The organism is Streptomyces sp. NBC_01428, from assembly GCF_036231965.1.
Taxonomy (GTDB): domain Bacteria; phylum Actinomycetota; class Actinomycetes; order Streptomycetales; family Streptomycetaceae; genus Streptomyces.
The window spans coordinates 1,156,067-1,177,533 of the sequence record NZ_CP109499.1 but is presented as its reverse complement, the minus strand read 5'-3'; the positions used below and the strand labels follow the sequence as shown (position 1 = coordinate 1,177,533).

Annotated in this window: 18 protein-coding genes; 9 read left to right on the top strand and 9 right to left on the bottom strand. The window is 69.7% G+C overall.

The features are described from left to right. Positions 1-224 precede the first annotated feature (224 nt). Positions 225-701, top strand: a complete 477-nt coding sequence (locus OG406_RS05080; protein WP_329184289.1) for a tautomerase enzyme — start codon at positions 225-227, stop codon at positions 699-701. A 73-nt stretch (positions 702-774) separates the two neighbouring features. On the opposite strand, the gene OG406_RS05075 is transcribed toward OG406_RS05080, so the two are convergent. The 6 genes from OG406_RS05075 to OG406_RS05050 form a co-directional block, all read right to left on the bottom strand. Further along, positions 775-1,359 carry a TetR/AcrR family transcriptional regulator gene (locus OG406_RS05075; RefSeq protein ID WP_329184288.1) on the bottom strand — a complete coding sequence of 195 codons (585 nt, stop codon included), beginning with the start codon at positions 1,357-1,359 and terminating at the stop codon, positions 775-777. 263 nt (positions 1,360-1,622) lie between these two features. Continuing rightward, positions 1,623-1,805 (bottom strand): hypothetical protein, encoded by a 183-nt coding sequence (locus OG406_RS05070; protein ID WP_329184287.1) that lies wholly within the window; start codon positions 1,803-1,805, stop codon positions 1,623-1,625. 194 nt (positions 1,806-1,999) lie between these two features. Then, positions 2,000-4,741, bottom strand: coding sequence for a helix-turn-helix transcriptional regulator (locus OG406_RS05065; protein ID WP_329184284.1), 2,742 nt, complete (start codon positions 4,739-4,741; stop codon positions 2,000-2,002). A 19-nt stretch (positions 4,742-4,760) separates the two neighbouring features. Beyond that, a complete protein-coding gene (locus tag OG406_RS05060; protein ID WP_329184282.1) occupies positions 4,761-5,018 on the bottom strand; it encodes a hypothetical protein in 258 nt (85 codons plus the stop codon). 212 nt (positions 5,019-5,230) lie between these two features. After that, positions 5,231-6,202 carry a tetratricopeptide repeat protein gene (locus OG406_RS05055; RefSeq protein WP_329190650.1) on the bottom strand — a complete coding sequence of 324 codons (972 nt, stop codon included), beginning with the start codon at positions 6,200-6,202 and terminating at the stop codon, positions 5,231-5,233. Between the two features lie 123 nt (positions 6,203-6,325). Continuing rightward, positions 6,326-6,499: a hypothetical protein gene (locus OG406_RS05050; RefSeq protein ID WP_327408095.1), complete on the bottom strand. Its 174-nt coding sequence runs from the start codon at positions 6,497-6,499 to the stop codon at positions 6,326-6,328. Between the two features lie 603 nt (positions 6,500-7,102). Here OG406_RS05050 and OG406_RS05045 point away from each other — a divergent pair. Further along, positions 7,103-8,458 (top strand): MFS transporter, encoded by a 1,356-nt coding sequence (locus OG406_RS05045; RefSeq protein WP_329184280.1) that lies wholly within the window; start codon positions 7,103-7,105, stop codon positions 8,456-8,458. Positions 8,459-8,478: 20 nt separating this feature from the next. Next, positions 8,479-9,501, top strand: coding sequence for a tetratricopeptide repeat protein (locus OG406_RS05040; RefSeq protein ID WP_329184278.1), 1,023 nt, complete (start codon positions 8,479-8,481; stop codon positions 9,499-9,501). A gap of 73 nt (positions 9,502-9,574) precedes the next feature. Here OG406_RS05040 and OG406_RS05035 read toward each other — a convergent pair whose 3' ends face one another. Beyond that, positions 9,575-10,711, bottom strand: a complete 1,137-nt coding sequence (locus tag OG406_RS05035; RefSeq protein WP_329184277.1) for an FAD-dependent oxidoreductase — start codon at positions 10,709-10,711, stop codon at positions 9,575-9,577. A 114-nt stretch (positions 10,712-10,825) separates the two neighbouring features. On the opposite strand from OG406_RS05035, the gene OG406_RS05030 reads away from it, so the two are divergent. The 6 genes from OG406_RS05030 (at position 10,826) to OG406_RS05005 (ending at position 19,680) form a co-directional block, all read left to right on the top strand. Continuing rightward, a complete protein-coding gene (locus OG406_RS05030) occupies positions 10,826-11,407 on the top strand; it encodes a TetR/AcrR family transcriptional regulator (protein ID WP_327408091.1) in 582 nt (193 codons plus the stop codon). A 244-nt stretch (positions 11,408-11,651) separates the two neighbouring features. After that, positions 11,652-12,518: a hypothetical protein gene (locus OG406_RS05025; RefSeq protein ID WP_329184274.1), complete on the top strand. Its 867-nt coding sequence runs from the start codon at positions 11,652-11,654 to the stop codon at positions 12,516-12,518. Between the two features lie 241 nt (positions 12,519-12,759). Further along, positions 12,760-15,345: a class III lanthionine synthetase LanKC gene (gene lanKC / locus OG406_RS05020; protein ID WP_329184273.1), complete on the top strand. Its 2,586-nt coding sequence runs from the start codon at positions 12,760-12,762 to the stop codon at positions 15,343-15,345. 58 nt (positions 15,346-15,403) lie between these two features. Continuing rightward, entirely contained in the window at positions 15,404-15,532 is a 129-nt protein-coding gene (gene ramS / locus OG406_RS05015) for a mycelium formation morphogenetic lantipeptide SapB (protein WP_058940762.1), read from the top strand. A 150-nt stretch (positions 15,533-15,682) separates the two neighbouring features. Beyond that, the gene (locus tag OG406_RS05010; protein ID WP_329184267.1) at positions 15,683-17,581 is read left to right on the top strand and encodes an ABC transporter ATP-binding protein; all 1,899 of its coding nucleotides are present in this window, start codon (positions 15,683-15,685) and stop codon (positions 17,579-17,581) included. Continuing rightward, positions 17,581-19,680: an ATP-binding cassette domain-containing protein gene (locus OG406_RS05005; RefSeq protein ID WP_443067050.1), complete on the top strand. Its 2,100-nt coding sequence runs from the start codon at positions 17,581-17,583 to the stop codon at positions 19,678-19,680. The genes OG406_RS05010 and OG406_RS05005 overlap by 1 nt, the downstream gene beginning before the upstream one ends. Here the strand turns inward: OG406_RS05005 and OG406_RS05000 are convergent. Together OG406_RS05000 and OG406_RS04995 are read right to left on the bottom strand one after the other, a co-directional pair. Beyond that, positions 19,655-20,266, bottom strand: coding sequence for a response regulator transcription factor (locus tag OG406_RS05000; RefSeq protein ID WP_203658508.1), 612 nt, complete (start codon positions 20,264-20,266; stop codon positions 19,655-19,657). The genes OG406_RS05005 and OG406_RS05000 overlap by 26 nt on opposite strands. A gap of 586 nt (positions 20,267-20,852) precedes the next feature. Then, positions 20,853-21,452: a hypothetical protein gene (locus OG406_RS04995; protein ID WP_266618243.1), complete on the bottom strand. Its 600-nt coding sequence runs from the start codon at positions 21,450-21,452 to the stop codon at positions 20,853-20,855. Positions 21,453-21,467: the final 15 nt, after the last annotated feature.

Here is a 21,467-nt window from a genome sequence, read left to right as displayed (position 1 = left end):
CTCGTCGATCAGGAATCGGGTCGGTATCCTTGAATCATGGGCAGCGATCGTGGAGAGATGGCGGTTGACGGCCGCTGTCTCCTGCCACGTGCCGTAGCGGCTCGGCAGCGCCAGTACTTTCTGGTACGCGACTCGGACGCCCGAGACGCCGGCCCCTTCGCTATAACAGTCGTTATAAGACCGGTGTAGCCTCCTCTGACGATAGATGCCGTGGGAGGCAGGCCATGACCGTCATCACCGTGAACACCTCGAAGGACCGCCTCGGACTGGAACAGCGCCGCAAACTGGCTGAGACGCTGACCGATGCCGTACTCGTGCCGGAGGTCGGACAGTTCGCCCCGGCTGCACGGGTCGGATTCCAGGTGCACTTCGTCGAGCGGGACCCCGACATGTTGGCTATCGGCGGCCTGTTGCTGGCGGACGCGGGCCCGGACCTCGACGTGATGGTGATCGACGTCGCCGTCATGGACGGCGACTGGCGCCGGGAAGTCCGTACTCAGGTCATCGAGCGCGTCCTGGCCGCGATGAGCGACGTCTGCGGCACGGCGGAGCCGTCGCCCGCCTGGTGGGTGAACTTCCGCGTGATCGACGAAGGCAGTTGGGGTGCCGGCGGCGGCGTGCTGTCGATCCTCTCCCTCCTCGACAGTGGAGTGTTCACACCGGAGAAGGCCGAGGCGATCCGCTCCGCCCTGAGGGCCTAGGAAGGCCCCCGGCGAACCCCGAGATACCGCGGCCGTGTCGGCTGCCGCCATGACGCGCTCGGGGCCGCTCCGTTCAGCCGTCGATCGCGGTGGCGATGAGGGTCTGGAGCTGGACCGCCGTGCGGTCGAGGGGCTCGGTGCTGCGCCTGGCGCGGCACATGGCGACCGTGCCCTCGACAGAGGCGACGATCAGTGTGGCGATCTGGGCGGCCTGCTCGGCTCCGGCGCCGTGCTCCCGCAGGGAGATGGCGAGCAGATCCTCCCACTGCTCGAAGACCTCGGCGGCGGCCGCGAGTGCGGGCGAGACCTCGGCGGCGGAGGGCTCTTCGATGGCGACCGCAAGGACGGGGCAGCCTGCGTGGAAGTCCGTGTCGACCACGATCCTCCGCCACAGAGCGACGAAGGCGTCCAGTCCGGCGGCCGGCCCCGCGGCCAGTTCGGTGGCCAGGCTCCGGGCCACCCGGTCGCCCGTGTGACGAACGGCCTCCGCCGCCAACTGCTGCTTGCCCTCGGGGAAGTAGTGGTACGTCGAGCCGAGCGGTGCTCCGGCGTGCTTGGCCATCTCTCTGATGCTGGTGGCACTCAGGCCGCGCCGGCTGATCATGTCTGCGGCGCCGGCCACGATGCGTTCGCGGGACGGCGTGCTGCTCTTCGGCACCTGTCTCCACCTTCTAGATATAACGATCGTCATATCTTAGGGCGGGAGGGGCGTCGTGCCGCTGATCAGTCCGACCGGCCCCGAACGGCGCCAGGGCACGCCGGCGGAACGACGCAAGAGCGCCTTGCCACGTTCAGATCCGTCACCAGCCTGCCGACACGTTCCTCCCCCTCATCCACCGATCCATGTCAGAGGGCATACAGAGGAGCCCGGCCGGATCCGCTCCTGCGGAACTGACCGGGCTCCCTTGGGCGCTGAAGGACTCAGTCGGCAATGACGATCTCGTTGTGGTTCATGCTGCCGGCCTTGCTGACGGCAGATACAGAGACGGGCGCCGTGTTCGCGTCCACCGCGGCTTCGAGTTCGATGGCAACGACGATCTCGTTGTGGTTCATGCTGCCGGCCTTGCCGGCGCGGGTGATTCCGAACGGGGCAACGTCCTTCATGGCTTCTCCTGCTTCGTGTCCAGCGGATCCCCGCCGGTGTGCGGCGATCCGAGGCCTGAAACGTATGCGGGCACCCAACGCACCTGGATGAGTAGTCGGTACTCGTATCCGGAGCCCGCCGGAACTCGCCCGCACGTGCGCGCAGTGGTGGGGAACCGGAACCGACCGGAGAGCCCGCCAGAACTGCTTGCCGGCTACGCCCGATCGGAGGGTTCTTCGTGTTTCAGGGCCAGCGCGAGATCACCGCGACTGCGGACTCCGAGCTTGAGATAGATGCGCTGCAGATGGTTGTCGACTGTGCGGACAGAGAGCGTCAGATGCTGCGAAATGGCTTTGCTGGTCTTCCCGGACGCAGCCAGCAGGGCGATCTCCTGTTCCCGCTTCGTAAGAGGCTCGACCGCGCCGGCGATGGTGGAGAGGATGGGGGTTCGGGCCCCCTCACACAGGTCGGCGAGGCGCGTCGCGTCAGCGGTGGCGGCCGTGACCTTCCGGGCGTCTCCCCTTCGCCTCCAGGCGTCGGCTGCCGCGGCCGCCGATTCGGCGGCGAGGAGCTGGGCACCCATGTGCTCGAGCTCTTCCGAGGACGCCATGAGGCCCTGTGGATCCTTGTCCGCGAGGGCAGTGACGAACCGTGCCCGCGCGGGGGTGAAGGCGCCGTCGCCCTGGGTGGAGAGCACGGTCAGACGTTCTTGGACCGTCTTCGGGTCACCCAGGCGTGCGATGTCCGTCAGTACCAGTGCTTCGGAGACGAGGTGACCCGTGCGCCTGGCCCGGTCTGCGGCATGGCGCAACAGGTCCCGTGCGCGGCTGAGTTCACCGCGAGCGGCGTGCAGCCAGGCGATGCCGAGCGATTCCTCGCCCGTCAGGCCACCACTTGCCGCGATGTCCTCGTAGTCGGTGACGAGGGAGGCGGCCGTGTCGATGTCGCCGGTGAGCGCCGCGCACGCCATCAGCCCCGACATGTGCAACCGGGTGACCCTGTCCAGGTGGTACGTGCGTGCTGTGGCGACTCCTTCGGCGTACCAGCGGCGGGCGCTCACAGGGCGGCCCGCAAGCCACTCCGCACGGGCACTTTCGAAAGCCAGGAACTGACGGGTCACAGGTGAGTGTGCGGCCTGCAGGCTGTCCGCGGCGCTGAGGCAGAGCCGACGGGCCTGGTCGATCTCGCCCACCTCCATGAGCGCCAGTGCGAGCGGCGCCACCTGCATGGCGGGATGGGGGAGCAGTTTGCCCTCGCCGACGGCCTCGTGAGCGGCCTTGGCCCGTTCGGACAGGGTCCGGGCCCGTTCGACGCTGCCGACGAACGTCAGGCCGGAAGTCTTCGCAGTGATCGTCGCCAGCCAGACGTCCAGGTCCTCTTGAGGTGGGTCGTCAGGCAGGTCGTCGAGAATCTGCAGTCCCGGCACCGGCGAGCCTCCCACCGTGAGCATGGCTCCCTCCATGAGGCGGAGTTGCTGCGCGGCGGATCGGTCGGACAGGGTGGCGCGGGCTGCGGCGCACACGGCGACAGCCCGAGCCGGGTCGGGGTCGGCCCAAAAGAGATTGGTGCAGCGAGTCGTCGCCGTAATGATCTTCTCGTGGTCGTTGCCGGCCTGCGCGTCGGCTTCCGCGAGGACGGCTTCGGCGCGTTCGAGTTGGCCGGTGTGCATGAAGGCCCGGCCGAGAAGCACACGGCTCTCCGTCGTGTGCTGGTCGGTCTTGATCGCGCTGAGCAGTTCGATGGCGTGCTCGTGGTCGTTGGAGTTCATGGCGATGGCGGCAGCCTGGCGGAGCAGTTCGGGCGCGGCGGTGCCGGTGGCCGCCAGCCGCCAGGAGGCGACGTGCAGGGCGTCGTCGCGGCGCCTGAGGCCGTGGGACTCGATGCGTTCGGCCTGGCGCAGTGCGAGGTCGTAGCGCCGCAGGGCGGAGGTCTCGGCCGCGATGACCTCGGCGTACAGAGGATGCGCCAGCGCGACGGTGACCCGGGCCCCCTGGACGGAGATCTCGACGATGCCTGATCGCTCCAGGTGCTCCAGGTCGCTGCGATCGGCGAGGGCTGTGGCGTCGGCGAGGGAGAGCGTGTGGCAGAAGGCGAGTGATTCAAGCAGGGGACGTACAGCCGGCGGTGAGGAAGCGATGCGGCCCGCAATCAGGTCTCTGAGATGCGGAGTGACAGGAAGCGGCTCCTCCGAGGTGTCCCAGACTCCGTCCTGGAGAGTGAGCTTCTCCCCGGCGATGGCTCCCAGCACGAGTTCTCTCAGGAACAGAGGGTTTCCGTCGCTGGCGCCGTACAGGGTATGGAGAGCGCGTCGGCTGACCGGGCCGTCGAGAACGCGCTGGAGCAGTTCCTCGACCTGGTCGCGAGCCATGTGGTCCAGGTCGGTACGGCTGATGTGGTCGCCGCGCTGCAGCAGACCGTCGACGACGTCGCTGGGCTGCTCGCCGGTGCGGGCCGTGCCGATCAGGGAGATCGTGCCGGAGTCGAGGAGCTGGCCGAGCAGGGCAGCGGACGAACTGTCGAGCATGTGCAGGTCGTCGACGAGGACGATGGTGGGACGAGCCGGTTCCGACAGCGACTGGGCCACGGCGTGGAAGCCCTGGACGGGGTCGGACATGTCGACACCGGCGGGAAGGATGTGGGCGATCGCGCCCAAGGGCACCTGGGCGGCGGCGCGGCTCGCCACCGCCTTGGCCGTGCGTCGCTTGCTGGCAGCCGCCAGACCCAGAAACTCCTCCGTCAGCCGCGTCTTTCCCGCACCGGCCGGTCCGCAGATCAACCAGCCGCGAATGCGGCCGGCCAGGAGTTCCCTGCGGAAGGAGTCCAGGTGCGACTGCCGCCCGACGAGCGGCCATCTGCCTTCCCAGCTCTGCATGACATACCGTCCAGAGGCCGACAGATCTCCCATGCTACGCGTACGTTCGCGGGCATGACCCTGCCGGACGGTCGGCAAGGTCACGGCATGTGATAGGGCGATTTCAGTGCGTGTCGCTCGTGTGGAGGTCACGGCACGCGACAGGCTCGACGGCAGCCCGCCACCCCTCACCCGCCTCACTGCCCCGACAGCCGATGCCGACAGGACGGTCGGTCTCACGCATCGCAGGGGTGGGCGAAACGCTGTTGCGCGCGCGTGCCGGGGTTTCCAGCCGTGCCACGGTGATCGACGCGACGGGGGCGGCGAGGAGCATGGCTGCTGTCGCTGCGGTGAGCCCTGCTGCCACCAGAGGCTTGTGCATGGCTTTCTCCAGGTCGGTCCAACGACGGCTCGCTCAGGGGCAGTCGAGGGGGCGGCGCCCGCCGGATGCCGCTGACCTTCACGCGAACAGTGGTATCCGAAGGGCTCCTTCAGTACCGCTCCAGGAGACATCCGTTCAGGGCGACAAGTACTGAGTATCCGGTACTCAACATCGTGCTTGAAGTGCCGTCCTCTCCCCAGGACGCACCGGGGTCAGCCAACCCCCGCGGCAAGTCGGCTGAGCGCCTTTCGGGCCGCGGCCAGGGTGGGATGGGTCTCGTGGACTCTACGGTGCAGAAGCTCAACGACGCGCGCGTGCAGCGCCCGGGAACGCCCGAGGTCGCCTTGGGACTCGTGTACCGCCGCCAGATTCACGAGCGTCGGTGCCAGGTCGGGATGGTTCATGCCCAGCAGACGTTCCTTGAGGCTGAGAGCGTCCGCGTAATGCGAACCGGCAACGGCGAGTTCCCCGCGACGGTGCTGGACGGCGGCGAGATTGTGCAGGGTCACGGCCACGTCATAGCCGTCGGGGCCAAAGACATCCCGAAACACGCGGAGTGCCTGGCGTAGCAGGTCCTCAGCCTCCTCGAGGCGCCCGCACCCCTCCAGCAGGGCAGCCCACGCCGCTGCGTCGAGGGCAGTGAGGACATGGTCCGACCCATGAAGCCGGGTGCGGATCTGCACCGAGCGGGCGGCCCATGGCTCCCCTTCCCACGCCTGACCGCGCGCGTGAGCGAGCCCGCCGAGGTTGTGACACACCATGGCCACGGTGTCATGGTCCGGTCCGAACGCCTCTTCATAGATTTCCAGCGCCCGCACATAGCGGGCTTGGGCGGCGTCGAAATCGCCGGTGTATTTGCCGAGGACCCCCCACTCGTTGCACAACCACGCCACGGTGAGGGAGGCCGGACCGACGGCACGTTCCGCTGCGCCGAGAGTCAGCGACAGAAGCAGTTCGGCCTGCCGGTACCTGCCTTGCATCCGCCACGCGGTGGCCACCATGCCGCGTACCTCGAAGTCCTGCACATCCACGAGTTCCGCCCAAGACGTGCGTGGCGTGAGTGCGCCGGCGGTGATCGCCCCGCGCAGTAGATCCTCTGCCTCCCGTGGCCGGCCTGCCTCCAGGGCGCGCTCGGCACGATCCATGGCCGCCTGCACGGCCCGAGTACGTTCACGACCGGTCATCTGCGTCACTTTCGGGAGAGTGCGGGCGACGCCCGGCGCGACCAGGACGCCTGCTCATTCCTTGGTCGACGTTCCGAGGCCGCCCGCCCTTGTTACGCGCCCGCCTGCGCGAGCGGATCCTTGTTACGCGCCGGCCTCCGCGAGCGGGGGGTGGCACACGACGATCTGGTTGTGGTTCCCGCCGATCGCTCCCGCCCGGAGCGTCACGCGCGCCTTGATGTCCTTCGGCGCCGGCTCGGAAGGACGCGCGCTGCTCTCGACGACGATCTCATTGTGGTTGTACGACCCGGTCCTCATGGAAAGACTCCTCTCGGTATCCGCTGGATGCGGAGACCTCGACGTTGGCAGCCCGCCTCACCGTCCGCTTGAGCAAGCGCTACTCAGTCCGCCCGCCGCATGCGACCGAACCTGAGCCGCACACCTCCGCCCTCTTGGCCGGCACACGGCAGCGGAGGCCTCAAGTGGCCCGAGCGGCAGTGCAGTCGAGGTGCCGGCTGCTCCTGGCCCGCACGCAATCTCATCGCCGACGGAGCCCGCAGAGACACGTCACGTGGTTTGAGTAGCAGTTGCTCACGGAGGACCGCCATCAAGCACGCACGATGGGCGGAACAACTGGTCGACGACAGGAGCAACTCATGACGTACCTCAACCAGGCCGTGGTCCGCCGGGGCATGGGTCCGCAGCACAACCAGGCCGTGGTCCGCCGCGGGCAGGGTGTGCAGCACAACCAGGCTCTCGTGTCGCGCTGACCGGACAGCAGATCGGGCGGGGCAGTGGGTGCTGTCCCTCCTCATCGACGGGAGGGGGCCGGCTTCCGGCCGGTCCGCTCCCGTAGGGGCGGCTCACATCGTGCAGTGGTCCAGCCCCCTGGCGGACGCAGTGTTCGCGTGACGCGGACTGATGATGGAGGCGAGGCAGCAGGTGGCGGGAAACCAGAATGCAAGGCCTCCGTTTCCCCTTCAGGTGTGGGGAGTCCTGGGGGCTGACGCCTTGTCGGCGGTGGGGTCCGGGCTGACCCTGCCCTTCTTGGTCGTGTACCTCCATTCCGTGCGTGGCCTCGATCTGGGCACCGCGGGCGCAGCGACCGCCACGCTGGCCTTGGCCGGCCTGGTGGGCAATCCACTGGGCGGTCTGTGGGCTGACCGCTACGGCCCGCGCGCGGTGCTGGCTCTGGGATGGACGACTGCCGGTGCGGGAGCGCTCCTGCTGGCGACAGTGTCGAACGAGTGGCAGGCGTTCGCCGGAGCGTCAGTGACGGGCCTCGGTGCGGCGCTGGCCTGGCCGGCCCTGGACACCTTGCTCGCCGAGGTCGTACCGGAGGGGCGGCGCTCGTCGGTGTTCGCGTTGCGGCACGCGACGATGAATGCCGGAATGGCCGTGGGCGGACTGCTGGCCGCGGTCGTCGCTCACGTCGGCCGCCCATCGACGTTCGTGTCGCTGTACGTCTTGGACGCCGTCAGCTTTTTCCTCGCCGTCCCGCTCCTTTGGGTCGCGCGCAGGCGCCTCCCTCACACCACGGGGCCCGGGCAGCAGACGATCGACCTGGAGGGTGAGGGCACGATCGCTGATCGAGCCGGCGGGTATCGGAGAATCATCCGCGACGGTCTCTTCCTCCGCGTCTGGCTGCTGATCGCCCTGCTGGTCGCCGTGGGCTTCGCCCAGTTCAACGCCGCGTTCCCGACGCTGGCTGTCTCCGCCCATGTGAGTACGGCGGTGGTGGGGCTGGCGTTCGCCGCCAACACGGTCACGGTGACCGCCTCCCAACTCCTGGTGCTGCGTGCGACGCGAGGCAAACGGCGCACGAGCGCCCTCGTTGTGCTGTGCGCCCTATGGGCGTGCGCATGGATGCTCGTACTCGCCGGCCGTGACACGGGCCACAACACGGGCGCGGTGCTGTTCATCCTGGCCGCAACCGTCTTCGGCCTCGGGGAGACGCTGTTCGCACCCGTTCTCCCCGCGCTCGTCAACGACATCGCCCCTCGCGCGCTGCGCGGTCGCTACAACGGAGCCTCTGCCTTCGCCTACACCGCCGGGTACGCCATCGGCCCAGCGGCCGCGGGACTGCTGCTCCAGCGGGGACTCGATCTCCTGCTGCTGGCCGGCCTGGTGGTGGCCTGCGCAACGGCTGCGGTCCTGGCCGTCAAGCTCAGACGTCGGCTCCCGCCCACCGTCGACCTCATCGACCCACCCGCTCCTGACACCTCGACGGAGTCCACAACGCCGGTGCCGGCGCATCAGCAGGAGAACCGGACATGACTCTTCCGAGGAGCGCGGCCGTGCTGCGCGAGGCGCTCACGGACTGCCTGCAGGCGCTGGAGGCGGGCGATCATCCGAGGGCACGAGCCTGCGCCGGTCGTGCCGCCCTGCTGGCGGACGGCCTCGGGCCCCTGGCAGTGGCCAACACCCACCTGGTGACAGGGCTTGTCGACCATGCGGTGGGTGAAGTCACGAGAGCTGTCGGCCGGTTCAGCGAGGCCGCGGAACGCGCAGCACAGCATCTCTGCGAGCCGGAGGGCATTCAGCTGTTCCTGCACGCGCGACGCGAACTCGCGTCCCTTCATCGCGTCCAGGGCCGCTACCTGAGAGCCGAGGCGATCCTCCACGAGGCTCTGGCCATCGCGGACGACCACGAGCCGGCTCCGGAGGATCTCGCCGTGTTCCACAACGAGTTCGGCATGGTGTGCAAATACAGCGGCAATTTCGAACGAGCCGCCGCCTCCTACGACATCGCCCTGACGCTGCTCGAGACCAGCGACACCGCAGACGATCTGGGCCTCGCTGACGTCCACCACAACCTCGGGGGCCTTGCGCACGCCCGCGGCGACTACGCGGCCGCGGAAGCACCGGCCCGCCGGGCCGTCGCCATCCGAGAGCGCGCACTGGGCCCGACACATCCAGAGGTGGCCGCCGACCGCGCCGCACTCGCACCCATACTCATGGGACTCGGCCGGCTGGAGGAGGCTGAGGTCCTTCTCCGCGACGCGATGGTCACTTTCGAGGCCGCCTACGGACCGGCGCACTACGACTACGTGATCGCACGGGGAAACCTGGCCGCCCTCATCCATCAACTCGGTCATCACGAGGCAGCTGAAGATCTCTATCAGCAGACACTCGACGCCTTGGAGACATCCCTCGGATCGGAGCACCCCGACCTCGCTCCCGTCCTGGCCAACCTCGCAGACCTCCACCGCGCCCTGGGCAATCCAGAACGCGCTCGCAGCCTCGACACCCGCGCCGGAGCCATCCTCACCGGCGCCGTCCGCGCGGACCATCCAACCCTCGGCGTCTTGAACACGTGACCGTCGATGCCGTCGTGACCGGCCGGAGAAAGTAACTGCGGTAGGGCAGCCGCGCGCTACGACCGCCGCTCGCTCACCGGTAGTTGAGCTCGGCGAGTTCGGTGGCGAGCCTGCCGGGGAGGGGAGTGTGGGCCAGGAGGCGCATGGCGGTGTTGCGTGCGGTGCGGGCAGCGGGATTGCGTGTGGTGGCGATGCGCGTCATACGGTCGGTGAAGGCGACCACGCGTTCGGCGACTGGGCGTCGCCGGGCCTCGTAGTCGTCGAGGGTGTCTCCGGCGAAAGCGGTGCCCAGTGCGTAGCCGTCCTGAATGCCGGTGTTCATGCCCTGGCCGCCGGCGGGGCTGTGGACGTGGGCCGCGTCTCCGGCAAGGAAGAGCCGCTGGGCACGGTAGCTGTCGGCGACACGGTGGTGGACGCGGAAGCGGGAGGACCAGGCGATGTCGGCGATCGAGGCTTGGCCGGGGGCGCGCTGGTCCATGAGCTGCTGAATGAAGGGGAGGTCCGGCTGTTCGGGAGCCTGGTCTGTGGTGGCGACGATGCGGTAGTGGTTGCCGGGCAACGGGGCGACGACCACAAGGCCTGCGGCTCCGAAGGTCAGGGAGACCTCGGTAGGGCCCGGGGACCAGTCCATGACCACATCGGCGAGGACGAACGATTCGGCGTAAGAGCTTCCGCGGAAGCCGATGCCGGAGGCTTCTCGCACCGTGCTGTGCATGCCGTCCGCGCCGACCGCGTAGGAGGCTCGCAGGGTCTGTCCGGTGCTGGTGGTGACTGTCACGCCTTCCTGGTCCTGGGCGATGGAGCTGACTTGCCGAGGTCGGTGGACGTCACCACCCAAGGCGCGCAGTCGTGCAAGTAGGACCGCCTCGGTTTCGTACTGCGGAACCATGAGCGTGTACGGGTGGGGGGTCGGAAGCCCGTCAAAGGGGACGGTGAGCAGTCGACGAGTGCCGTCACGGACGGTGAAGCGGGTGAGCCTCACACCTCGGCTGATCAGCTCACTGGATGCGCCGAGTTCGTCAAGCACCTCGAGAGTCCGAGCGTGCACGACCGCGGCACGCGAGGTGTTGGCCCCCTCGTCCTGCTGGTCCAGCAGCACGAAGTCGACGCCGGCCTGTGCCAGCGTCACCGCGAGCGCGAGGCCGGTGGGGCCCGCCCCCACGATCGCGACCTCGGTGCGATCGGGCAGTGCGAGCGCAGGGCTGTTCAAGGCGGACCTCCGGATGGGGCACGATCGGTTGCCAACACGTGTTGGCCAACGCTTGTTGTCAGAATGCACGGAGCGATCCTGAAGAGTCAACAGCTGTTGGCTACAGTCGCAGGCATGACGCACTCCATCGACGGTCCTCCCGCGGCTGCCCGACGCTCCGACCGCACCAAGGCGTTGATCCTCGAGGCTGCCCGCCGCCGCTTCGCCACGCACGGCTTCGAACGCACCACCATCCGCGCTGTCGCAGCCGACGCGGAAATCGATCCCTCGATGGTCATGCGTTACTACGGCAACAAGGCCCAACTCCTCGACGCCGCACTCGACATCGACCTGGACCTGCCCGACCTGTCCGCCGTCCCGGCAGCCGACCGTGCCGAAGCCTTGGTCCGACACTTTCTCCACCGCTGGGAGCGCGACGGGACCGGTGATGCCCTGCTTCTGCTCCTGCGTTCTGCGGTCACCAACGACCACGCTGCCGAGCGGATGCATGCGATCTTCGCGTCCCAGGTTGCACCGGCACTGGCGAGCGCTGCAGGCCCAGAGGCGGCCGTGCGGGCCGGACTGGTCTCAGCCCAACTCCTTGGTCTCGCTCTGACCCGTTACATCGTGCGCATCCCGACGGTCGCCGAGCTCTCACCCGAGCAGATTGTCGCGACCCTCACCCCTGCCATTCAAGCCACCCTTGGGCAGGGCTGACGTCCGGATTCGGGGACCGCGCCCACTCTCCCGGCCCACCTAACTCAGCTGTCCGACTCGTAGACCTCCTGGAGAAATGGCTTGTCCCCACGTCGGATGTCGACCACGATCACCTCATGACGACCAGAAAGGGCCATGCCCTCTAGGCATCCCGCTGCGCTCTCCACCGCTCGCGCGCCGCCGACCGCCGCTCACCCCAGCGCCCGTTGGCCGTGTCCGACCGCCTACCCAGGAGAGCCCGCCCGTGCAGAAGACCGTCCTCGTTCCCTACGCCCGCCTGCCCCAAGGGCACCATGACCGCCATGTCCTGACCAGTACGGTCGACGTTTTCGGCGCCGCCCACTGGCTCCTTGCCGAACGCGCTCCGCAGCCACGTGGCGATGTCCAGCCCTTTGACGCGCTGGTCGTTTCCGTCGATCCGGCCGGCACCGTCGAACGCACCGAACTGAGCGCCGTGCGGGCCCGCTGGCCGCACCTGGACCGCCTGCCCGACGGCGGGTTCGTCGTCGCCGCGTCCCGCGTCCACCGGGACGAGGACGCCAACCAGGTCCAGGTCTTCGACGCGCTCGGCCGCGAGACCTCGTCCTTCTGCGTCGGAGACGCCATCGAGCACCTGCTCGTGGACGAGGCGGGCCGTATCTGGGTCGGGCACTTCGACGAGAATCCGGTGGGAATCCGCTGCTGGACCGCCACGGGCGGGCTCGTTTGGACATCGGACGGCGCCCGCATCCCCGGCCTCTTCGACTGCTACGCCCTGAACGTGTCGGGCGCCGCCGCCTGGGCGTGCCCATACACGGACTTCCCGCTCGTCGAGATCCGCCCGGACCGCACCGATCGGCCGGTGAGGGTGTGGGCGAACCGCGTACGGGGCTCCCGTGCGGTGGCCGTCCACGGTGAGCGGGTCGCCTTCTACGGCGGTTACCGCGGCGAACGGGACCGACTCACCCACGGAAGGATCGTCGAAGCATCCGTCGAGTCGACGGACGTCGGCGTGCTGACCCTGCCCGATGGCGCTGCCCCCGGCCGTCGGCGAGTCGTAGGCCGAGGAAGCCGGATCTACGTCCAGACCGAGCCGTTCACCGCCTGGGGTGTGTTCGACCTCAACCGTTGATGCTCACCACCGGGCACGTGCTGCGCGCCCGGTGGTGACCCGGCGTAGGACGCCGCGACGGCACTGAGTTCGCCAAGAGCTGTCCGCGTGGTGCAGGCACCCTTCCCCAAGGTCCGCCTCACCCATGCGTTTCGCACGGTCAGTTGCTGACGTGTGTGACTGTCGGCGCCCCTTCGCCGGATGACACCGTTCTTCCTGTCAGGCCGACACGGAGCCGGTACCGCCGACCGAGGGAGTGGACGTGATCAAGGGCTACGCCGCCTTCTGTGACGCGGACCCGCACTTCTACGACGCTCCGCACCGGATGAACACCGGCCCGGCCGGTGCAGCCGACCGAAGGGGGGAGCAGTACGAGTTGGCCCTCGCACCGGTCCCCGAGGGCTGGCAGCGTCACCGCGTCGGCGACTGGCTGGCCTTGCGGCCGGTGGACTGTCAACTTCCCGAACAGGGCTGGAAGATCCATGTGTCCGCGTGCCTCGGCAATGCCGAGTCCGTCCTCGCGAGGGTCTCGACCTACTGCCAAGAGCAGCGTGTCGCCTACAAGTTCGTGCCCAGCCGCTATCTGCTGCACCATCGCAACGCCAAGTACGCGGATCGGGCTGCGAGCGGCAAATTCATCACCGTGTACCCGTCCGACGACGAGCGGTGTCACCACGTCGCCGAAGACCTCGCCGCCCTCCTCGACGGCGAGCCTGCGCCCTACATTCTCAGTGACCTGCGCTGGGGATCCGGACCGGTCCACCTCCGCTACGGCAGCTTCACCCGCCGCCATTGTTACGACGAAGAGGGGGAGCAGCGGCCCGCGGTACGGCGCCCCGACGGATGCCTCGTCCCGGATCTGCGCGGGCCCGCCTTCCGGATACCCGACTGGATCGAGCCGCCGGCCTTCCTCGCGCCGCACCTCGAGGCCCGTGCCGCGGTCACCGTCGGCGAACTTCCCTACGCCGTCGAGAGCGCCCTGCACTTCTCCAACGGAGGCGGGGTCTACGTCGGCCGCGACCGTGCCACCGGTGAGAAGGTCGTCCTGAAAGAGGCCCGCCCGCACGCAGGACTGGCCGCCGACGGCGCCGACGCGGTTGCCCGGCTGCGCCGCGAACAAGAAGCGCTGGAGCGGCTCTCCGGACTCGGCTGCACCCCGGAGGTGCGGGGGACGTTCTCCGTCGGAGACCACCAGTTCCTGGCGATGGAGTTCGTGGAGGGCAGACCGCTCAACACCTTCTTCGCCCGCCGTCACCCCCTCATCGAGTCCGACCCCGGCCCCGAGGCGCTCGCCGAATACACCGCCTGGGCCCTGCGTATCCACCGGCTGGTCGAGGACGCGGTGCACGCGGTGCACGCTCGCGGAGTCGTCTTCAACGACCTGCATCTCTTCAACATCATGGTCTCCGACGACGAACAGTCCGTGACACTCATCGACTTCGAGGCCGCGGCCCCCATCGACGAGGGCCGACGCCAGACCGTCGCGAACCCCGGCTTCGTCGCCCCCGCCGACCGGCGAGGACGCGACGTGGACCGGTACGCCCTGGCCTGCCTGCGGCTCGCCCTGTTCCTGCCGCTCACCAGTCTGCTTCCCCTCGACAGGGCCAAAGCCCGACACCTGGCGGACATCGCCGCCGAACAGTTCCCCGTCGACCGACGCTTCCTGGACGAGGCGGTCGAGGAGATCACCCGCGGCACCGCCCGACCCGCTGCCGGACCGTACCTGCCCGTCGAACCAGGCGACTGGCCACGCAGCCGCGACTCGATGGTCCGCGCCCTCCTGGCCTCCGCCACCCCGGAGCGCGACGACCGGTTCTTCCCCGGCGACATCGCCCAGTTCGCCACCACCGGCGGCGGAGCGACCTTCGGGTACGGCACCGCCGGTGTCCTGTACGCCCTCGCCGAGACCGGCGCGGATCCGCACACCGAGGCGGAGGAGTGGCTTCTGCGCCACACCAAGGCACCGGAGTCCGGCACCCCGATCGGCTTCTACGACGGACTGACCGGCATCGCCTGGACACTGGACCGCCTCGGCCACCCCGAACGAGCCCTGGAACTCGCCGAGTCGGCCCAAGCCCGACCCTGGGAGGGCATCGCCCCCGATCTCCACGGCGGCCTCGCCGGCGTCGGACTCGCCCTGGACTCCCTCGCGACCACGACCGGAACACCGGCCCTGCACGAAGCGGCTCGGCGCTGCGCCGAACTGGTCGCCGAGGCCGTTCCCGGCATCACCCGCGCCGGACTCCTGTACGGGGCGTCCGGACCGGCCCTCCTCTTCGTCCGCCTCTACGAACGCACCGGTGACACCACGCTGCTCGACCGGGCAGGCGACGCGCTCCGGCAAGACCTCGCCCGGTGTGTCCGCAGCGCCTCCGGAACACTCCAGGTCGACGAGGGCTGGCGGACCATGCCGTACCTCGGCGCCGGCAGTGTCGGCATCGGCATGGTGCTCGACGACTACCTCGCCCACCGGGCGGACGAGGACCTCGAGAGAGCGCGCCGCGAGATCGTACGGGCCGCACAGGCCACCTTCTACGCCCAACCCGGCCTCTTCCGCGGCGCCGCCGGCATGGTGCTGCACCTCAGCCGGACCACCGCTCCCGGCCCCGGCACCACGCCGGGGGACGTCCGCCGACAGATCGACGCCCTGACCCGGCACGCCGTCCCCTACGAAGGCCATCTGGCCTTTCCCGGCGAGCAGATGATGCGGCTTTCCATGGACCTCGCCACCGGCACCGCCGGTTGCCTCCTCGCCCTCGGCAGCGCCGCCTCCGGCGGAGACGTGCATCTGCCCTTCCTCCCGCCGCCCCGGCGGAACCCACAAGCCGGTCCCGTACAGGGATCGTGAAGTGCACCACCCGCAGGACGTACGAACCGCTCACAGTCCCCGATCGAAAGGAAAGACGATGACGCTTCTCGACCTGCAGTCGATGGAGACCCCGAAGGAAGAGGCCACCGGCGACGTCGCCACCGGCAGCCGCGCGAGCCTGCTGCTCTGCGGCGACAGCAGCCTGTCCGTCACCACCTGCAACTGACACACCGGCCGGTCTGCCCGGCGACGCCCACGCCCGACGTCCGCTGAGACCGAAGCCCGCTGAGACCGGCGAAGACAGGTCATCGACCCGAGTCCGACATCGGCCTCCACACCACGCATCCCAGCCGTTCCCGGGGAGGAGACCTCCACGATGACCTCCGCCCCGGATCTCCCGGATCTCCCGGATCGCCCGGACCTCTCGGGCCCACCGGCCACCCCGTCCATCGCCGGGAGCGACGCAGAGGAAGACTCGGAGGTCCGTGCCGCCTGTGACGGCGTACTGCGCCAGGCACTTCGCCACAGCAGCGGACACAGCCTCGCGATCCTCCTCTGCTCCGTCACCTCCGCGCTCGTCTCGCTGGCTGAACCCGCGGTCCTCGGGCACGCTCTGGACCTGCTCCTCTCCCGGTCGCCGGGCGCCACCCCATGGACCCTCGCGTGCGCAGCGCTCGTCGTCGCGGAGATCCTGCTCGACTCCGCGGACGCCCTGCTCGTCGGAACCGTCAACGCGCGCTCCACCTCATGGCTGCGCACCCGGACACTCGACCGGCTCCTGCGCGCCGACCCGAACCGCGCCACCGCATCCTTCGCGCCGGGTGATCTGGCCACCCGGCTCACCGCCAACGCCACCGAGGCGGGCACCGTCCCCGCCGCCTCGGCGGGAGCGCTGGCGGCTCTGCTCCCGCCTCTCGGTGCCCTTATCGCCCTGGCCGTCATCGACGTGTGGACCGCCGCGGCCTTTCTGCTGGGGGTCCCCCTGCTGGTGCTGCTCCTGCGGACGTTCGCCCGTACCTCGTCCGTGGCCGTCGGCCGGTATCAGGAGGTCCAGGCGGAGATCGCCGATCGGCTCGCCGAAGTGCTGGGCGGAGCCCAGACCGTCGCCGCGGCGGGCACCGCGCGTCGGGAACGACGGCGCGTGCTCGCGGACCTGCCACGCCTCGCCACCGAGGGCCGCGCCATGTGGCGGGTCTACGGGCGTGCCGTCGCGCACAGCGGAGTGCTGATGCCGCTGCTCGTCTGTCTCGTGCTCGGTGTGGGAGGCCTGCGGCTCGCCGCCGGACACCTGAGCGTCGGTGACCTGGTCGCCGCCTCCCGGTACGCGGCGCTGGCAGCGGGCGCCGGGGCGGTGGCCGGGGTGGTCGGGTCCCTCGTGAAGGGAAGGGCGGCCGCTCGCCGCACGGTCGAACCTGCCCTCCTGGCCCCGGTCGCGCACGGTCCGTCGACCCTGCCGGCAGGCGGACCGGGGACGTTGGAGCTGCGCGGTGTCGGTGTCGTGCGCGACGGCGCCCGTGTCCTTGACGACGTCACCGTCACCGTGCCCGGCGGGACCACGGTGGCCGTCGTGGGCCGCTCCGGTTCGGGCACGTCCGCCCTCGCCGCGGTGGCGGGCCGACTGGCCGACCCCGACGAGGGCAGCGTGCGTCTGGACGGCGTCCCGCTCGACCGGCTCACCGAGGAGGACCTGCGCACGGAGGTGGTTCACGCCTTCGCACAGCCCGCCCTTTTCGGAACCACGGTCGCCGACGCCATCGCGTTCGGCGCCGTCGCACCGCCCCCCGCGGCCGTACGCGCCGCCGCCCGTGCGGCTGGAGCGGACACCTTCGTGACGCGTCTTCCGCAGGGATACGACACCCCGCTCACGTACGCACCGTTGTCCGGAGGTGAGCGCCAGCGCCTGGGGCTGGCCCGGGCGTTCGCGCACGCCGGACGGCTGCTCGTGCTGGACGACGCGATGTCCGGCCTGGACACCGTCACCCAGCGGGAGGTGGAGCGCGCGCTCGCCCAGGACGTCCGTGCCGGCACCCGGCTGCTGGTCGCCCATCGACTGTCGACGGCGGCCGGTGCCGATCTGGTGCTCTGGCTGGAGAAGGGCCGCATCCGCGGGATGGCCCCGCACGACGTGCTGTGGCGGATGCCGGACTACCGCGCCGTCTTCACCGCCACGGCGGAGGCCGGACCGGACCGTCCGGGCACCTCTCGAACGGCCCCGGACAGCGGTGCGCCACCCGGTGCCACTTCCGGACACCCGGCAGCGGGGGAGGAGGCCTGATGAACGAAGCCCGCCCGGCAGCCATCGGCGGCTCCTCGCCCCGGCACACGACCCGACCGTCGACACGCCGAGCCCCGGACGACCCGAAGTCGATCAGGAGCGATGAACGTGGCTCCCTGGCAAAGGTGTTGCCGGACGGCCGACGATTCCTGCGCCGGCACCGACCTGTCCTGTTCGCATTGTCCGGCTGGTCCCTCCTGGAGAGCGCTCAGACGTTCCTCGGTGGCTACGGCGTCGCCCGCTCGCTCGATGACGGCTTCCTCGCCGGCCGTACCGGCACCGGCCTGCTCTGGCTCTGCGTCGCTGCCGGCGCCACGCTGCTCGGCGGTTTCGCCGTCCGGCAGGTCTTCCGAGGACTGGCCGACCTGGTCGAACCGTTCCGCGACGGTCTGATGCGCCGGGCGGTGGACCAGGCGCTCGGCGCCGCCCTCGCCGAGCCGGCACGAGCCGACCCGACCGCGGCCGTGTCCCGACTCACGCACCAGACCGAGATCGCCCGCGACAGCTTCGCCGGCCTGGTCCTGACCGCCCGCTCGTTCGTCTTCACCACGGCAGGCGCGCTGCTCGGCATGGCCTCGCTCGACCCGGCGCTGCTGATCGTCGTACTGCCGCCGCTGCTGGCCGGACTCGTCCTCTTCCTGTCGACCTTTCCTCCCATGGCGGCCGCACAGCGTGCCTATCTGGACGCCGACGAGGCACTGTCCGCCCTGTCCGGGCAGGCGGCCGCCGGCCTGCGCGACGTGGCGGCGTGCGGGGCCAGAACCCGGATTGCCGCTGAGATCGGCAGGCTGATCGACGTCGAGGAACGGCTGTCCCGGAGGCTGGCACGCTGGGCGGCCGTACGATCGTTCGCGCTCGGCGTCGCCGGCCGACTCCCCCTGGTCGCACTTCTCGCCGCGACTCCTCTTCTCATCAAGGGCGGACTGACCGCGGGCGCCCTGCTGGGAGCTCTGACGTACCTGGTCCAGGCACTCCTGCCCGCCCTGCACGCCCTGATGACGGCCGTCGGAACGGCCGGCACCCGCCTGTTGGTCGTGCTGGAGCGGTTCACCGACCCGGGTGACTACCCTGCCCTGCCCATCCCGCACATCCCGACGGCCCAGCCTCCAGTCGAACCTCGTGCGCATCCGTCCGGACGGCTACCCGACGACACTCCCCGACCTGCGCGGCTCGCGACGTCGGGCCGGTCCGTACGGACCCCTGCGGCCGAGCTTCGAGGCGTGACCTTCGCGTACGGCACCGGAGCCCGCCCTGTGCTGCGGGAGCTGGACCTGACCGTTGAGGACGGCGAGCACCTCGTGGTCGTCGGGCCGAGCGGCATCGGCAAGTCCACCCTCACCTCGCTGCTCGCCGGGACACTCACGCCGGATGCCGGTTCGGTACGGGTGGCGGGAGCCGCGCCGGGTCCCGACGGGCTGGCGCAGCCGCAGCCGCGCCGAACACTCCTGCCGCAGCGGGCGTACGTCTTCAGCGGGACCGTCGGCGAGAACCTCGCGTACTTCCGGCCCGACGCCTCCCGTGCCGACCTCGACCGCGCCACGCGCCTCCTTGGTCTGGAAGACCTGGTGCGGCGGCTCGGCGGCCTGCACGGGAGGGTCGACCCGCGTCTCCTCTCACTGGGGGAGTGCCAGCAACTGGCCGTCGGACGCGCCTATGTGTCCCCAGCCCCCCTGCTGCTGTTGGACGAGGCCACCTGTCACCTCGACCCGGAGACCGAGGAGCGGACCGAGCGTGTCCTCGCCGAGCGCCCCGGCACCCTCGTGCTCGTCGCCCACCGGATCAGCTCCGCTCTGCGGGCCGACCGAGTCCTCGTCCTGGACGGCGACCGAGCCCTGTGTGCACCGCACGACGCCCTTCTGGCCGAGTCGGAGCTCTACCGCGACCTGGTCGGCCGTTGGTACCACGACTCCGCATCCGCTGCGGAGGAGCGTGATCGACGCGCATCGGAGCGCCGCGCCCGCGGAGACGAGGAATCGGAGGGCCGCGGTGTGAGGGCGTCCCTGCCCGGGCTTCGTGACGAGGACCCCCCGGCGTCGAAGGGTGCGGTCACAGCGGTCGGCCCGGCCCGCGACGTCAGACCCAGCCGGCGCCCTGCGTGATGCGGATGGCGTCGATGCGGTTGCGGGCGCCGACCTTGCGGGTCGCCGCGGCCATGTAGTTCCGTACCGTTCCGCTGGTCAGATGGAGTCGACGGGCGATCTCCGCCACCGTCTCGCCTTGGGCGGCCCGTGCCAGCACGCTCAGTTCGCGCGTGGTCAGCGGCATTTGGGAAGCTTCGAGGAACCCACAGGCCAGTGACGCGTCCACGAACCGCTGACCCGCGGCCACTTCCGTGATGCCCTTGATCAACCGTTGCGCGGAGCTGTGTTTGTCCACGAACCCCAGTGCTTGGGCATCGAACGCTCTGCGCAGCGCTCCGGGTCGTCCGGCCGACGCCAGGACGACGAGCCCGGCGCGTGGCACCGGCACCCGCTCGCCCGTGTTCCCGGCGCCGCCCTCTAATAAGGAGGTCGCGCCGGGACAGTCGAGGTCGACCAGGCACACGTCGGGGTGCAGCCCGTTTGTGTTCTCTCGGGCGGACATCCAGCCCGCCGCATCCACGTCGAACGTGGGTTCAGTCCGTAGGAGTGCCGTCAGCGCGGAGCGCATCAGGCTGACGCTGTGCAGTACGAGCACCGCGGTCATGGGTGTCACCTCTCGATTCTCGATCCTCCACCCGGCATGCACACACCAGGCATCCGTCTTGTTCGTCTCTCCGGCTTCCCGAGAGGCCGAGAGGGAACCCCGAACGGTTTTCGAGGGTGGCTCACTTCCATGCCGTGTCGGCGCGCCAAGATCCTTGCGAAAATCGGCCGGACAGTCGCCCGCCGCTCACGTCGGGACGCATACGCCCTCATGACGGGGGGCCGCCGTCCGCGGCAGCGACCGTCCGTCGGCCGTGGGCGGACCGTGGCGGTCGCGCCGGCCGTAAGCGCAGGCGGTCAAGAAAGGCGTGATCCATGCAGGTTCGGTGACCACGGCGACCGACGGAGGGTGGGGGTTTCGGCGCCCGGTCACCGCGAACGGCCACTCCTGCACGTGGTGGGCTCCTCCACACGCCTGATCGGGCAATGCGCGGAATGCTCCGCACCAGTTGCGGGTCGAGCGGGCGGGGCGGGTCGCCGGCACCGGCGTCCCGCCCCGTCCCGAGCCGATGGGCTCGTGCTGTGCGCGGAAATCGGTCGGTGAGAGATCGCGGCCGTCGGCGCACGGTGTCCGTGCCGCTGTCGGCTCAGATGGTTGGCGTGTCGTCGATGACCTCGTGGTGCGGTTCGACTATGAACTTCCAGCCGGCGCTGGCCTCCATGAACCGCACTCGGGTCGGGTAGATGTCCAAGGCGCGGCGGTCGCGGTTCTGGGCGCTCGTGCCCTTGCGCCCTCGGACCGGCTCTTCGAACAGGTCGACCTTGACGTCCGGCACCGCCACGACTTCCTCGCTCCAGCGCTGGACGATTCCCGCGCCGAACGCCTCTCGTGCGGCGGTGTAGAGCGCCTCCAGAGCTTCCTTGTCCCCCTGGGGCACGAAGAGCGCGAGGTTCAGGAGGACGCCGGCACTCTGAAGAACCTCGATCTCTTCCCCTGCCTCGTCGGCAACCCAGATCCCACGCTCTTCCGCATTGTCCGGAAGGATCTGAACTTCCTTACCGAAGACCGTCCTTGCTGTGAAGGACCCCCCGTCGAAGTACTTTCCGGGCTTCGTGAGGAAAGCAGGAGCGTGGCAGTCGAGAGAAAGGTCGTCCAGCTCCGCCGAGACGAAGATCTCCTCCTGGAGACCCAATTCTGAAACCTCCTCGACCGTGAGACGTCGAGCCATGACTTTTTCGGTGTTCACGCTGTTTCTCCTTCT

What these genes read in the sequence shown, in the direction of transcription:
- OG406_RS05080 (WP_329184289.1), top strand. Translation starts at nt 225, where the DNA reads ATGACCGTCATCACCGTGAACACCTCGAAGGACCGCCTCGGACTGGAA.
- OG406_RS05070 (WP_329184287.1), bottom strand. Translation starts at nt 1,805, where the DNA reads ATGAAGGACGTTGCCCCGTTCGGAATCACCCGCGCCGGCAAGGCCGGC.
- OG406_RS05060 (WP_329184282.1), bottom strand. Translation starts at nt 5,018, where the DNA reads ATGCACAAGCCTCTGGTGGCAGCAGGGCTCACCGCAGCGACAGCAGCC.
- OG406_RS05055 (WP_329190650.1), bottom strand. Translation starts at nt 6,202, where the DNA reads ATGACCGGTCGTGAACGTACTCGGGCCGTGCAGGCGGCCATGGATCGT.
- OG406_RS05050 (WP_327408095.1), bottom strand. Translation starts at nt 6,499, where the DNA reads ATGAGGACCGGGTCGTACAACCACAATGAGATCGTCGTCGAGAGCAGC.
- OG406_RS05045 (WP_329184280.1), top strand. Translation starts at nt 7,103, where the DNA reads ATGATGGAGGCGAGGCAGCAGGTGGCGGGAAACCAGAATGCAAGGCCT.
- OG406_RS05030 (WP_327408091.1), top strand. Translation starts at nt 10,826, where the DNA reads ATGACGCACTCCATCGACGGTCCTCCCGCGGCTGCCCGACGCTCCGAC.
- ramS (WP_058940762.1), top strand. Translation starts at nt 15,404, where the DNA reads ATGACGCTTCTCGACCTGCAGTCGATGGAGACCCCGAAGGAAGAGGCC.
- OG406_RS05010 (WP_329184267.1), top strand. Translation starts at nt 15,683, where the DNA reads ATGACCTCCGCCCCGGATCTCCCGGATCTCCCGGATCGCCCGGACCTC.
- OG406_RS05005 (WP_443067050.1), top strand. Translation starts at nt 17,581, where the DNA reads ATGAACGAAGCCCGCCCGGCAGCCATCGGCGGCTCCTCGCCCCGGCAC.
- OG406_RS05000 (WP_203658508.1), bottom strand. Translation starts at nt 20,266, where the DNA reads ATGACCGCGGTGCTCGTACTGCACAGCGTCAGCCTGATGCGCTCCGCG.